Source organism: Pseudomonas sp. NPDC089408 (genome assembly GCF_044749445.1).
Taxonomy (GTDB): domain Bacteria; phylum Pseudomonadota; class Gammaproteobacteria; order Pseudomonadales; family Pseudomonadaceae; genus Aquipseudomonas.
In genome coordinates this window covers 51316-65006 of record NZ_JBIVHY010000023.1, presented here as the reverse complement: position 1 = coordinate 65006, position 13691 = coordinate 51316, and the positions used below count along the sequence as shown (strand labels likewise).

Here is a 13691-nt window from a genome sequence, read left to right as displayed (position 1 = left end):
GTACGCCATGAGCCTGGATAACATCTCCTGCCAGAAAAGCTTCGGCGGCTGGCACAAGCGTTACCGGCATCACTCCAAGGTGCTGGGTTGCGACATGGTGTTTGCCGTGTACTTGCCGCCGCAGGCCGAGCAGGGCGAGAAGCTGCCGGTGCTGTACTGGCTGAGCGGCCTGACCTGCACCGATGAAAACTTCATGCAGAAGGCCGGCGCCCAGCGCCTGGCCGCCGAGCTGGGGCTGATCATCGTCGCCCCCGACACCAGCCCGCGTGGCGAGCAGGTGCCGGGCGACCCTGATGGCGCGTGGGACTTTGGCCTGGGTGCCGGCTTCTACCTCAACGCCACCCAGCAACCCTGGGCCCAGCACTACCGCATGCACGACTATGTGGTGCAGGAGTTGCCGGCGCTGATCGAGGCGCACTTTCCGGCCTCGGCCGAACGCAGCATCAGCGGGCATTCCATGGGTGGGCATGGTGCGTTGGTGTGCGCCTTGCGCAACCCGGGGCGTTATCGCTCGGTGTCGGCGTTCTCGCCGATCAGCAACCCGATGGATTGCCCGTGGGGCGAAAAAGCCTTCAGCCGTTACCTGGGTGAAGACCGTGCACGCTGGCGTGAGTGGGATGCCAGCGTGCTGCTGGCCGAGACGCCTGCTGGGCAGTGCCCGCCGGTACTGGTGGACCAGGGCGACCGTGATGACTTCCTCGAGAAGCAGCTCAAGCCCGAAGCGCTGGAGCAGGCGGCACGCAAAGGCGGCCATGAGCTGACCCTGCGCCTGCAGCCTGGCTATGACCACAGCTACTACTTCATTGCCAGCTTCATTGAAGAGCACCTACGCCACCATGCAGTGGCGTTGGGGCGGGTATAACGCATAGCTTCGGCTTCTTCGTCCTGTGTAGGAGCGGCTTTAGCCGCGAACACCGGCGCAGCCGGTGCCAGGCACCGCGGCGCGTGCTTCGCGGGCAAGCCCGCTCCTACAACGGCGGCCCCAATGGCGGCTAAAGCAGGTAGAATCACGCCCTGACAAATTCAGGGCGTTTTCTTATGCGTATTGGCCACGGCTACGATGTGCACCGTTTCTGCGACGGTGATTTCATTACCTTGGGCGGGGTGCGTATCCCGCACAAATTCGGCCTGCTGGCCCATTCCGATGGCGATGTGCTGCTGCACGCCCTGAGCGATGCCTTGCTTGGCGCAGCTGCGCTGGGTGACATCGGCAAGCATTTCCCCGACACCGACCCGCAATTCAAGGGCGCCGACAGCCGCGTGCTGCTGCGTCACGTGGTCGCTGTCGTCAAGGCCAAGGGCTGGAAGGTCGGCAACGTCGATGCCACCATCGTCGCCCAGGCGCCGAAAATGGCCCCGCACATCGAAACCATGCGCCAGCTGATCGCCGAAGACCTGCAGGTCGAGCTCGACCAGGTCAACGTCAAGGCCACCACCACCGAGAAACTGGGCTTCTGTGGCCGCGAGGAGGGTATTGCCGTGCATGCGGTCGCCCTGCTGCTGCCAGCATGACCGAACTGGAACTGCTGGGCCCGCGCGCATCGGGCGAAGCACTGGGCACCGCCGTCCTCAAGGCAGTGGCTGAAGACTTCCAGGTCGACGAAGTGCTCGACATCCCGCTGTCGGGCCAGGGTGAGCACCTGTGGCTGTGGGTCGAGAAACGTGACCTGAACACCGAAGAGGCCGCACGCCGCCTGGCCCGCGCCGCTGGCGTGCCGGTGCGCAGCATCAGCTACGCCGGGCTCAAGGACCGCCAGGCGCTGACCCGCCAGTGGTTCAGCCTGCACCTGCCAGGCAAGGCCGACCCGGACCTGTCGCGTGCCGAGGACGCCACCCTGCGAGTGCTCAAGCAGGTGCGTCACCAGCGCAAGCTGCAACGTGGCGCGCATTCGGCCAATGGCTTCACCCTGCGCCTGACTGCCCTGGCCGCCGATCACCAGGCCCTGGATGCGCGCCTGGCGCAGCTCAAGCAAGAGGGTGTGCCCAACTATTTCGGCACCCAGCGTTTCGGCCACGGCGGTGGCAACGTCCACGACGCCCTCGATTGGGCCGCGCGCAAAGCGTTGCCCGAGCAGCGCAACGTACGTTCGCGGCTGCTGTCGGCCGGGCGCAGCTACCTGTTCAACCAAGTGCTGGCGGCACGTGTCGCCGAAGGCAGCTGGAACCAGGCCCAGGTCGGCGACCTGCTGGCATTCACTGACAGCCGCAGTTTCTTCCCGGCCGGCGAGGCGGAATGTGCCGACCCGCGCCTGGCGATTCTCGACCTGCACCCGACTGGCCCGATGTGGGGCGAGGGTGCATCGCCTGCCGCCGGCGCCACGGCGCAGCTGGAAAACACCGTCGGCGCACGCCAGCCGGCACTTTGCCAGTGGCTGGCCCAGGCGGGCATGGATCACGAACGGCGCATTCTGCGGCTCCCTATTGGCGGCCTGACGTGGCATTATCCCGAGCCTGATATCCTGCAACTGGAATTCGTCCTGCCGGCCGGATGCTTCGCCACCGTGGTGGTGCGTGAAGTCGTGGATCTGGTGTCGGCAGGGCAGACGGACAGCCCATGCGTATTCTGATTTCGAACGACGACGGTGTTACCGCACCCGGCCTCGCCGCGCTGCACGCTGCGCTGGCGGATTACGCCGAGTGCGCGGTAATTGCCCCGGAACAAGACAAGAGCGGCGCCAGCAGTTCGCTGACGCTGGACCGGCCACTGCACCCGCAGACGTTGGCCAATGGTTTCATCAGCCTCAACGGCACGCCGACCGATTGCGTGCACCTGGGGCTCAATGGGCTGTTGCCGCATGCGCCGGACATGGTCGTGTCGGGGATCAACCTTGGCGCCAACCTGGGTGATGACGTGCTGTATTCGGGTACGGTTGCCGCAGCGCTGGAAGGCCGCTTCCTCGGCGGCACCTCGCTGGCGTTTTCGTTGTTGTCGCGTCTGCCGGACAACCTGCCGACGGCGGCCCATATCGCCCGTCGTCTGGTCGAGGCACAGTCGCGCCTGGCGTTGCCGCCACGCACCGTACTCAACGTCAACATCCCCAACCTGCCCCTGGAGCACATCCGCGGCATCCAGCTTACCCGCCTCGGGCACCGGGCGCGGGCGGCGGCGCCGACCAAGGTGGTCAACCCGCGTGGCAAGGAAGGCTACTGGATCGCGGTGGCCGGTGATGCCGAGGATGGCGGCCCGGGTACCGACTTCCATGCGGTGATGCAAGGTTACGTCTCGATCACCCCGCTGCAGCTCGACCGCACCTTCAGTGATGCCTTCGAGCAGCTCGACGGTTGGCTGGAGGGCCTGCTCTGATGCGCGAGGACGATATGCTGCGGCGCGGCATCGGCATGACCTCCCAGCGTACCCGGGAGCGTCTGATCCAGCGCCTGTGCGAAGAGGGCGTGTCGAACACCAAGGTGCTCGACGTGATCCGTCGCACGCCGCGCCACCTGTTCGTCGACGAGGCGCTGGCACACCGCGCCTATGAAGACACCGCGCTGCCGATCGGCCACAACCAGACCATCTCGCAGCCGTTCATGGTTGCCCACATGAGCGAGCTGCTGCTCGAGGCCGGCCCATTGGACAAGGTGCTGGAAATCGGTACCGGCTCCGGCTACCAGACGGCGATCCTGGCCCAGTTGGTCGAGCGGGTGTTTTCGGTGGAGCGTATCAAGGTGCTGCAGGACCGGGCCAAGGAGCGCCTGGTAGAGCTGAACCTGCGCAACGTGGTGTTCCGCTGGGGCGACGGTTGCGAGGGCTGGCCGGCGCTGGCGCCTTACAACGGCATCATCGTCACTGCCGTGGCGCCAGAAGTACCACAGGCCCTGCTCGACCAGTTGGCCCCCGGTGGCCGCATGGTCATCCCGGTAGGGCCAGCGGGTGAAGCGCAGCAACTGATGCTCATCGTGCGTGAGGAGCATGGATTCTCCCGTCGCGTGCTGGGTGCCGTGCGCTTCGTGCCGTTGCTCAATGGGCCGTTGGCCTGAACTGCGCCGCTTTGAGCCGGGCGCTATTTTTGCGCCGCCGGCGAATTCTTGCTGCATCGCCCTGTCTATCTGGCGGGGCGAAGTGTTAGCTCACGGCGTGCATCGCGGCTTTGCAGCAGCCTTTTGCATCAGCCTGCCAATACCGGCTGGCTTGGTTATAATTGCAACAATATTGCATTTCTTGTCTTCATATCGTTTTTCGGCACCATGAGGGGAGCGCGGGTGGGTCACACAGTCATTCGGCAGCGCAAGGACGGGTCGGGTTTCAAGCTTCTGGTGATTGCATTGGCCATGGGCACGCTTCTGGTGGGTTGCTCGAGCACCAGCAGCACCAGCGCGCGGGTGGTCGACCGCAACAACAGCGCACCCAAGCGCCCGGCGGTGACGTCGGGGCAATACATCGTCAAGCCTGGCGATACCCTGTTCTCCATCGCCTTCCGCTATGGCTGGGACTACAAGGAGCTGGCCGCACGCAACGGCATCGCGGCGCCTTATACCATCCGCCCGGGCCAAGCGATTCGTTTCAGCAGCGGCTCCGGCAGCAGTACCACGGTGGTGTCCAGCCCGTCCTCTTCAAGCCGCACCACGGTCACGCGGCGGCCTGTGGGCAGCACTGTCACCACGCCTGCCAGCACCAGCAAACCGGCCACACCGGCGGCGTCCACCAGCGCCCCGGTGGCTGCGACCGTGCCGGCCGCAGAGCGCGCGGTAGGCGGCTGGACCTGGCCCGCCAACGGCGTACTGATTGGAAAATTTGCTTCAAACGGTAGTTTGAATAAAGGCATTGATATCGCCGGTGATTTGGGACAGCCTGTTTTTGCTGCGTCTGATGGTGCGGTGGTTTACGCCGGGAGTGGTTTAAGGGGCTACGGCGAGCTGATCATCATCAAGCACAGCGACACCTACGTCAGTGCCTACGGCCACAACCGCAGGCTGTTGGTTCGGGAGGGGCAGCAGGTCAAGGCAGGGCAGTCGATTGCTGAAATGGGGTCTACGGGCACTGATCGGGTGAAGCTGCATTTCGAGATTCGCCGCCAGGGTAAACCCGTCGATCCGCTCCAGTTCCTGCCACGTCGTTGACTGTTGTGCCTTGCCTGTTCCTGTGACGTAGAGGGGACAGGCTCAAGCGCTGCCAGGGAAAAAGGTGCCGCTCGAGTCTGAGTTCGAACTCAGCAAAGGACTATAACAATGGCTCTCAGTAAAGAAGTGCCGGAGTTTGACATCGACGATGACGTCCTCCTTATGGAGACGGGTATCGTTTTGGAAACGGATGTGGTGTCAGACGAACCTGCTGTATCTTCGGTTCGGACGAGGGCCAAGTCGGGCTCTTCGCTCAAGCAACACAAGTACATCGATTACAGCCGGGCGCTCGATGCCACCCAGCTGTATCTCAACGAGATCGGCTTCTCGCCGCTGCTGTCACCGGAAGAGGAAGTGCACTTTGCGCGCCTGTCGCAAAAAGGCGACCCTGCCGGCCGCAAGCGCATGATCGAAAGCAACCTGCGCCTGGTTGTAAAAATTGCCCGTCGTTACGTGAACCGTGGCCTGTCGCTGCTCGACCTGATCGAGGAGGGCAACCTGGGGCTGATCCGTGCGGTCGAGAAGTTCGACCCGGAGCGTGGTTTCCGTTTTTCGACCTATGCGACCTGGTGGATTCGCCAGACCATCGAACGGGCGATCATGAACCAGACCCGCACCATTCGCCTGCCGATTCACGTGGTCAAGGAACTGAACGTCTACTTGCGCGCTGCCCGCGAGCTGACCCAGAAGCTGGACCACGAACCCTCCCCAGAAGAAATCGCCACCCTGCTGGAGAAGCCAGTCGCCGAGGTCAAGCGCATGCTCGGCCTGAACGAGCGGGTGTCTTCGGTGGACGTGTCGCTCGGCCCGGATTCGGACAAGACCCTGCTCGACACCCTGACCGACGACCGCCCGACCGACCCGTGCGAGCTGCTGCAGGACGACGACCTGTCGCAGAGCATCGACCAGTGGCTGGGTGAATTGACCGACAAACAGCGTGAAGTGGTGGTGCGCCGCTTTGGCCTGCGCGGGCATGAGAGCAGCACCCTGGAGGATGTTGGCCTGGAGATCGGCCTGACCCGTGAACGGGTGCGGCAGATCCAGGTGGAAGGGCTCAAGCGCTTGCGCGAGATCCTTGAGAAGAACGGCTTGTCCAGTGAGTCGCTGTTCCAGTAGCGAAGGCTGTAATGCAAAACGCCCCGATTAACTCGGGGCGTTTTTGTATGTGTCTTTTGAGATTGCTGGGGGCGCTGTGCGCCCCGATCGCGACACAAGGCCGCTCCTACAGAGACCGCGACCCTGCAGGCATTCGCGGCTCCTGTAGGAGCGGCCTTGTGTCGCGATCGGGCTGCAAAGCAGCCCCCAAAATCTCCCCGCCAAACACATATCAAATATGTACCGCGCTACCGCAGTAACATCGCGTGTAAGCCTTTGCTTACTTGTTTTGTAAGCTATCTATGCAATCTTCAGTCAATCAATGCCGTTTCCAGATGCTGCATTTTCACAACTCATTGAAAAGCATCGTGTATTCGGCCGTGAGCAAATGTGTCCCTGGCAATACCTTGTAAGGTCCGGCGCTTGCCCGCCCAGCTGAACCCGCTAGTATTCGAACTGTGCACAGGGACATGCACAGGCTTTCAGGATGAAGGCCAGGGACATCGCAAGAAGCGATTTCATCAGGATGATGTTTGGGACAAGCAGGGACTACGGAAAAAAATGTGGGCGGGTCAAACCGCCCCTTTTTTTGCCCGCAGAAAAACAAAAAAGGCCCCGAGGGGCCTTTTCGCGTCTGGGCGCTATCAGCGCTCCAGGTCGGCAATCTTGCCCGTCTTGCCATCCCACTCTGCAGCGTCCGGCAGGGCGTCTTTACGCTCGGTGATGTTCGGCCAGACTTCCGCCAGTTCGGCGTTCAGCTCGATGAAGTTCTCCATGCCCGAAGGCACTTCGTCTTCCGAGAAGATGGCTTGCGCTGGGCACTCCGGCTCGCACAGGGCGCAGTCGATGCACTCGTCCGGGTGGATGACCAGAAAGTTCGGGCCTTCGTAGAAGCAGTCCACCGGACAGACTTCCACGCAGTCGGTGTATTTGCATTTGATGCAGTTGTCGGTGACGACGAAGGTCATTTCTAATTCTCTCCTCAGGCGACGGCGGCGGCCCTTCCTCTCGGGGCCGCGCGGTTTACGGGTATGTGGCTGCAGGCCAGGCTAATAACCTGCAGCACCAGCAAACCGCGGCGGATTCTACCAGCTTGTAATGGGCGCCGTTATAACAGGTTCTTTAGTTGATATAGCATTTCGATAGCTTGACGCGGGGTCATGTCGTCCAGCTGCAATTTGCCCAGCTTCTCGATGGCCGGGTGTGGCAGGCTGGCGAACAAGTCGCTCTGGTGCGGCACCTGTGGCGCGTCCTTGGCCTTTTGGGCCGGGGGTTGCTCATGGGGCAGGCTGTTGGTTTCCAGTCGCCCAAGGTGTTCGCGGGCACGCTGGATCACCACGGTCGGCACGCCGGCCAGTTGTGCCACGGCCAGGCCGTAGCTCTGGCTGGCAGGGCCAGGCAGTACGTGGTGCAGGAACACGATGCGTTCATTGTGCTCGGTGGCGTTCAGGTGCACGTTGGCCACCAGCGGCTCGCTTTCCGGCAGTACGGTAAGCTCAAAGTAGTGGGTGGCGAACAGCGTGTAGGCACGCAATTGGGCCAGGCGCTCGGCGGCGGCCCAGGCCAGCGACAGGCCGTCGAAGGTACTGGTGCCACGCCCCACCTCGTCCATCAGCACCAGGCTGCGGTCGGTGGCGTTGTGCAGGATGTTTGCGGTTTCGCTCATCTCGACCATGAAGGTCGAGCGCCCGCCGGCCAGGTCATCGCTGGAGCCGATACGGGTGAAAATGCGGTCGACCAGTGACAGCTCGCAACTGGCTGCCGGCACGAAGCTGCCGATATGGGCCAGCAGCACGATCAGGGCCGTCTGGCGCATATAGGTGGACTTACCACCCATGTTCGGGCCGGTGATGATCAGCATGCGCGTGCTGTTGTCCAGGCCCAGGTCATTGGCCACGAAGGGCGTGGTCAGTACCTGTTCCACCACCGGGTGGCGGCCTTGCTCGATACGCAGGCAGGGCTCGTCGACGAAACGCGGGCAGTTCAGGTCGAGGTTCAGCGCGCGCTCGGCCAGGTTGCTGAGCACGTCCAGTTCGGCCAGGGCGGCGGCGCTGTCCTGCAGCGGCGCCAAGTGGCTGATCAGGGTTTCCAGCAGGGCGTCGTAGAGCATTTTCTCGCGGGCCAGGGCGCGGCTCTTGGCCGACAGTGCCTTGTCCTCGAACGCCTTCAGCTCCGGGGTGATGAAGCGCTCGGCGCCTTTCAGGGTCTGGCGGCGGATGTAGTCCCCCGGCGCCTGTTCGGCTTGCTTGGTCGGCAGTTCGATGAAGTAGCCATGCACGCGGTTGTAGCCGACCTTGAGGTTGGCCAGGCCGGTGCGGGCCTTCTCGCGGGCTTCCAGGTCGATCAGGAACTGGCCGGCGTTTTCACTGATCGCCAGCAGGTCGTCCAGTTCGTTGTCGTAACCGGCCTTGAGCACGCCGCCATCGCGGATCACTGCCGGCGGGTTGTCGATGATCGCCCGCTCCAGCAGGCTGGCCAGCTCCGGATAGGTGCCGGTGATGGCCGCCAGGCGCGCGAGGTGTGGCGCCTCCAGCTCGGTCATGGCGTTTTGCAGTTCCGGCAGCGCACCCAAGGCATCGCGCAGGCGCGCCAGGTCACGTGGGCGGGCGTTGCGCAGGCCGATACGGGCGAGGATGCGCTCGATGTCGCCAATTTCTTTCAACTGCGGCTGCAGCTTTTCAAAACGGTAGCCGTCGAGCAGGCAGCGGATCGAGTCCTGACGTGCCTGCAGTACCTTGAGGTCGCGCAGCGGGCGGTTCAGCCAGCGGCTCAGCAGGCGGCTGGCCATGGCGGTCTGGCAGCGGTCGACCACCGATTGCAGGGTGTTGTCGCGCCCGCCGGCCAGGTTCACGTCCAGTTCCAGGTTGCGCCGGCTGGCGCCATCGAGGATGACCGTGTCGTCCAGCCGCTCATGGCGCAGGCTGCGCAGGTGCGGCAGGGCGGTGCGCTGGGTTTCCTTGGCGTAGGTCAGCAGGCAGCCGGCGGCGCCGATGGCCAGGGTCAGCTTGTCGCAGCCGAAGCCCTTGAGGTCTTTGGTCGCAAACTGCTGGCACAGGGCCTTGCGCGCCGAATCGCGGTCGAAGTCCCACGGCGCGCGTCGGCGGGCGCCCGGGCGCTTCTCGGCCGGCAAGTCGCGTGGCCAGTCGTCGGGGATCAACAGTTCTACCGGGTTCAGGCGCTCGAGTTCGGCCAGCAGGTTTTCCCAGCCCTTGATCTCTTGCACGCTGAAGTTGCCGCTGGTGATGTCCAGCACGGCCAGGCCGAACAGGCGCTCGTCACCGAGCAGCGCGGCAATCAGGTTGTCGCGGCGTTCGTCGAGCAGCGCCTCGTCACTGACCGTACCAGGGGTGATGATGCGCACCACCTGGCGTTCCACCGGGCCCTTGCTGGTGGCAGGGTCGCCAATCTGCTCGCAGATCACTACCGACTCGCCGAGCTTGACCAGCTTGGCCAGGTAGCCTTCCAGCGAATGGAACGGAATCCCGCACATGGGGATGGACTGGCCGGCCGATTGGCCGCGCGCGGTCAGGGTGATGTCCAGCAGTTTCGCGGCTTTTTTCGCATCTTCGTAGAAGATTTCGTAGAAGTCGCCCATGCGGTAGAACATCAGCTGGTCCGGGTGCTGGTTCTTCAGCTTCCAGTACTGCTGCATCATCGGGGTGTGTGCGGAGAGATCAGACATTCAGGGCCTTACAGCGGGTGATCTGGTTGGCGAGGGTAAACCGGCAATGGTACAGGCTTTTTCCACGAGATGCAGGCGCCGGCAATGGGGCATGTGCGCGCAGCCCGGCGGGCAATGGTGGAGCTGAATCGTGTTACCCACTAGAATGCGCGGCCCTCGACGAACGCTACCAGCCGTAACCCGCACGATGAATGTGTCCAGCCCTGTTCCCCATGTAAAGCAACAGCTGATCTACCTCCTTTATGGCGAGCGCCGGATCTATCAGCTGGAGGCCAAACTCAGCATCCTCACTGCCCTTGCGCGCTGCAAACCGGCGGAGTTGCCGGTGATCCGTGTGCTCACCGACCAGCCACAGGCCTTTGTCGGTTGGCCGGTGGAGGTGATCACCCTGGACCAACAAACCCTGCAGACCTGGACCGGTGACGGTGGCTACACCCATCGGCGCAAGGCCTGCGCCATTGCCCAGGCGGGGCAGTGGGCCGACAAGACTGTGTTTATCGATACCGACACGGTGTTCTTGCAGTCGCCGCTTAAGCTGTTCAGCCAAGTCGATGCCGGGCAGTTTCTGGTCGACGAGGTGGAGGCGAACTGGGCCGAGGCTTCGTGCAGCAACGATTACCTGCGTTTCAGTGCCGGGCTGGCCGAGTCGGGCAATGCCCCGGCCGATGATTTGCGGTTGTGCAACAGCGGTGTCATGGGCTTTACCCGCTGTAATGTGGGTATTGCCGAGCGTGCCATCCCACGCATCGATGCCTGGACACCCTATACCGGTGACCTGCACACCATCGAGCAGATCGCATTTTCCTTCGAGCTGCACGGGGCGAAGGTCAATGAAGCGCGCGGCGTGATCAGCCATTATTTTGCGATGAAGCAATACGTGCATGCCGTGCTGGAGATTTTCTTTGCCCGGCATGGCGAGCATTTCCATTCGAAAATGCCGGGCCTGGCCCTGAAGGTGCCGGCGCATCGCCCGGTGCCGTCATGGCTGGCGCGGCTTTCGGTGAAATGGAGCCTCAAGCGCGTGCCGCGCGAGCTGCGGGGTATCGGCCGCAAGCTGCTGTACGGCAGCGTGATGAGCAGTGACGACTACCAGCGCGCGTGCAAGGTGATCTGGTGGCGTTCGGCAATCGAAGACATGCGCAAGCTGGAGGGTTTCGACTGGAACGAGGAATGGCCTGAAGGGCTGCCGCGCCTCGGCCGGCGCGACGAGCGCGCGTTCAGCGAAATTGCCCGGGGCAGCCTGCAGGTTTCCTGAGCGAGGGCGTGGGGCAGGGTGATAGGGTAGAGGGCCGCCTTCTAGGAGCCCCGACATGGACCCGATCACCACGCTTGCCACCCGCCTGGGTGAGCACCTGCGCCGCTTCAATGCGCAGGTGACCACTGCCGAATCCTGCACGGGCGGTGGCATTGCCGAAGCCATCACCCGCATACCCGGCAGCTCGGCCTGGTTCGAGGCCGGTTACATTACCTACTCCAACGCCCAGAAAACCCGCCAGCTGGGGGTGCCCGAAGCGTTGTTTGGCCAGGTGGGGGCGGTTAGCCAGGAAGTGGTCGAAGCCATGGTCCGCGGTGCCCAGGCGGCCAGCGGGGCGCGCTTTGCCGTGGCAGTGAGCGGCGTGGCCGGGCCGGACGGTGGTTCGCCGGCCAAGCCGGTGGGCACCGTATGGCTGGCCTGGGGCGACGGCAACCGGATGATCAGCGAGCGGCGGCAGTTCGACGGTGACCGCGAGGCGGTGCGCCGACAGACGGTGATCGCCGCGTTAGACGGCTTGTTACAGCTTGGTGCCGAGTAAATCGACAACAGGGGTTTGCGCGAGCGCTTGCCTGTGGAATAATACTGGCTACTTATACAGGTATTGCGGCCGTCAGGGCCACGTCGAACACGTGAGGATTTCAATGGACGACAACAAGAAGCGCGCCTTGGCTGCGGCCCTGGGTCAGATCGAACGTCAATTCGGTAAAGGCGCGGTCATGCGCATGGGGGACCAAGAGCGTCAAGGCATCCCGGCCATCTCCACCGGCTCCCTGGGCCTGGACATCGCCCTGGGCATTGGCGGCCTGCCAAAAGGCCGTATCGTCGAGATCTACGGCCCGGAATCATCGGGTAAGACCACGCTGACCCTGTCGGTCATCGCCGAAGCCCAGAAAAACGGCGCCACCTGCGCCTTCGTCGACGCCGAGCACGCCCTCGATCCTGAGTACGCCGGCAAGCTGGGCGTCAACGTCGACGACCTGCTGGTTTCGCAGCCGGATACCGGCGAACAGGCCCTGGAAATCACCGACATGCTGGTGCGTTCCAACGCGGTTGACGTGATCATCGTCGACTCCGTGGCTGCCCTGGTACCCAAGGCAGAAATCGAAGGCGAAATGGGTGACATGCACGTGGGCCTGCAGGCTCGCCTGATGTCCCAGGCGCTGCGCAAGATCACCGGTAACATCAAGAACGCCAACTGCCTGGTCATCTTCATCAACCAGATCCGTATGAAGATCGGCGTGATGTTCGGTAGCCCGGAAACCACCACCGGTGGTAACGCCCTCAAGTTCTACGCCTCGGTACGTCTGGATATCCGCCGTACTGGCGCAGTCAAGGAAGGCGACGAGGTGGTCGGTAGCGAAACCCGCGTCAAGATCGTCAAGAACAAGGTCTCGCCGCCGTTCCGCCAGGCCGAGTTCCAGATTCTCTACGGCAAGGGTATCTACCGTAACGGCGAGATCATCGACCTGGGTGTATCTCAAGGTCTGGTCGAGAAGTCCGGTGCCTGGTACGCCTATCAGGGCAACAAGATCGGCCAAGGTAAAGCCAACGCTGCCAAGTACCTGGCTGAAAACCCGGCTATTGGTGCCGAGATCGAGAAGCAGATCCGTGACAAGTTGTTGAAGTCCGGTGCTGTTGCTGAAGCCGGTAAGGCTGCTGCGGCCGAGGCCAATGCTGACGACGTGGCTGACGCTGAAGCCGGTTATTGATTGCGCGGTAGATAGCTGAACATGTCCGCCGTACTCGACACCCCCGTCGCCATCCGGCGGACAGCCATGGACCTGCTTGCGCGACGTGAGCATGGTCGCGTCGAGCTGACGCGCAAGTTGCGTCAGCGCGGCGCTTCGGATGAGCTGATTGAGCCTGAGCTTGACCGGCTGACCGAAGAAGGGCTGCTGAGTGAAGCCCGCTACCTGGAAAGCTTCATCCGCTACCGTTCTGGCTCTGGCTATGGTCCTGCGCGCATTCGCGAAGAGCTTGGTAAGCGCGGCTTGGCGCGTGCTGACATTGAGCAGGCACTACGCGAGAGCGAGGTGGACTGGGGCGAACGTCTGTGTGATGTATGGCAGCGCAAGTTTGCCGGGCAACGCCCGCACGACCCGCGCGGCCGTGCCCAGCAGACCCGCTTCCTGGCTTACCGGGGCTTCCCCATGGATATGATCGGCCGCTTGCTCAGTGGGCGAGATCTGGACGATTACTGACCGCCTGATCTGCTGCAGATCCGGAAGCTGATGCGATCTTGGTGGGTAAGAGCAGGTTACCGGTATTTATGCGGCACCTGTGGGAATGGCTTCAGCCGCGAACACCGGCGAAGCCGGTGCCATGCACCGCGCTGGCTTCTTCGCGGGTGAACCCGCTCCTACAAGTACCGCGCTGGCTTCAGGCTCACACGATCGATGTAGGAGCGGCTTCAGCCGCGAACACCGGCGAAGCCGGTGCCATGCACCGCGCTGGCTTCTTCGCGGGTGAACCCGCTCCTACAAGTACCGCGCTGGCTTCAGGCCCACACGATCGATGTAGGAGCGGCTTCAGCCGCGAACACCGGCGAAGCCGGTGCCATGCACCACGCTGGCTTCTTCGCGGGTGAACCCGCTCCTACAA

At 63.2% G+C, this 13691-nt stretch carries 13 protein-coding genes; 11 read left to right on the top strand and 2 right to left on the bottom strand.

Translation table 11 applies throughout. The features are described 5' to 3' along the window. Positions 1-7: 7 nt before the first annotated feature. The 7 genes from fghA (at position 8) to rpoS (ending at position 6174) form a co-directional block, all read left to right on the top strand. Positions 8-862: an S-formylglutathione hydrolase gene (gene fghA / locus ACIP02_RS24880; RefSeq protein ID WP_400621994.1), complete on the top strand. Its 855-nt coding sequence runs from the start codon at positions 8-10 to the stop codon at positions 860-862. A 176-nt stretch (positions 863-1038) separates the two neighbouring features. Beyond that, the gene (gene ispF, locus ACIP02_RS24875) at positions 1039-1512 is read left to right on the top strand and encodes a 2-C-methyl-D-erythritol 2,4-cyclodiphosphate synthase (RefSeq protein WP_400621991.1); all 474 of its coding nucleotides are present in this window, start codon (positions 1039-1041) and stop codon (positions 1510-1512) included. Next, complete coding sequence (gene truD, locus ACIP02_RS24870) at positions 1509-2567, top strand: tRNA pseudouridine(13) synthase TruD (RefSeq protein ID WP_400621988.1); 1059 nt, start codon at positions 1509-1511, stop codon at positions 2565-2567. The genes ispF and truD overlap by 4 nt, the downstream gene beginning before the upstream one ends. Then, positions 2555-3304, top strand: coding sequence for a 5'/3'-nucleotidase SurE (gene surE, locus ACIP02_RS24865; protein ID WP_400621985.1), 750 nt, complete (start codon positions 2555-2557; stop codon positions 3302-3304). The genes truD and surE overlap by 13 nt, the downstream gene beginning before the upstream one ends. 35 nt (positions 3305-3339) lie before the next feature. After that, positions 3340-3978 (top strand): protein-L-isoaspartate(D-aspartate) O-methyltransferase, encoded by a 639-nt coding sequence (locus tag ACIP02_RS24860; RefSeq protein WP_003252348.1) that lies wholly within the window; start codon positions 3340-3342, stop codon positions 3976-3978. 222 nt (positions 3979-4200) lie between these two features. Further along, positions 4201-5058 (top strand): peptidoglycan DD-metalloendopeptidase family protein, encoded by an 858-nt coding sequence (locus ACIP02_RS24855; RefSeq protein ID WP_201207334.1) that lies wholly within the window; start codon positions 4201-4203, stop codon positions 5056-5058. Positions 5059-5166: 108 nt separating this feature from the next. Beyond that, the gene (gene rpoS / locus ACIP02_RS24850; RefSeq protein WP_003252351.1) at positions 5167-6174 is read left to right on the top strand and encodes an RNA polymerase sigma factor RpoS; all 1008 of its coding nucleotides are present in this window, start codon (positions 5167-5169) and stop codon (positions 6172-6174) included. A gap of 623 nt (positions 6175-6797) precedes the next feature. On the opposite strand, the gene fdxA is transcribed toward rpoS, so the two are convergent. Both fdxA and mutS read right to left on the bottom strand, forming a co-directional pair. After that, the gene (gene fdxA / locus ACIP02_RS24845) at positions 6798-7121 is read right to left on the bottom strand and encodes a ferredoxin FdxA (protein ID WP_400621980.1); all 324 of its coding nucleotides are present in this window, start codon (positions 7119-7121) and stop codon (positions 6798-6800) included. Between the two features lie 140 nt (positions 7122-7261). Beyond that, a complete protein-coding gene (gene mutS, locus ACIP02_RS24840) occupies positions 7262-9835 on the bottom strand; it encodes a DNA mismatch repair protein MutS (protein ID WP_400621977.1) in 2574 nt (857 codons plus the stop codon). 187 nt (positions 9836-10022) lie between these two features. Between mutS and ACIP02_RS24835 the strand changes: the two genes are divergently transcribed. From ACIP02_RS24835 to recX, 4 genes are all read left to right on the top strand, one after another. Continuing rightward, positions 10023-11090, top strand: coding sequence for a hypothetical protein (locus ACIP02_RS24835; protein WP_400621974.1), 1068 nt, complete (start codon positions 10023-10025; stop codon positions 11088-11090). A 55-nt stretch (positions 11091-11145) separates the two neighbouring features. After that, positions 11146-11628, top strand: coding sequence for a CinA family protein (locus ACIP02_RS24830; protein ID WP_400621971.1), 483 nt, complete (start codon positions 11146-11148; stop codon positions 11626-11628). A 103-nt stretch (positions 11629-11731) separates the two neighbouring features. Then, the gene (recA, locus tag ACIP02_RS24825; protein WP_201207324.1) at positions 11732-12799 is read left to right on the top strand and encodes a recombinase RecA; all 1068 of its coding nucleotides are present in this window, start codon (positions 11732-11734) and stop codon (positions 12797-12799) included. Between the two features lie 21 nt (positions 12800-12820). Next, positions 12821-13291 carry a recombination regulator RecX gene (recX, locus tag ACIP02_RS24820; RefSeq protein WP_400621967.1) on the top strand — a complete coding sequence of 157 codons (471 nt, stop codon included), beginning with the start codon at positions 12821-12823 and terminating at the stop codon, positions 13289-13291. The last annotated feature ends 400 nt before the right edge of the window (positions 13292-13691 follow it).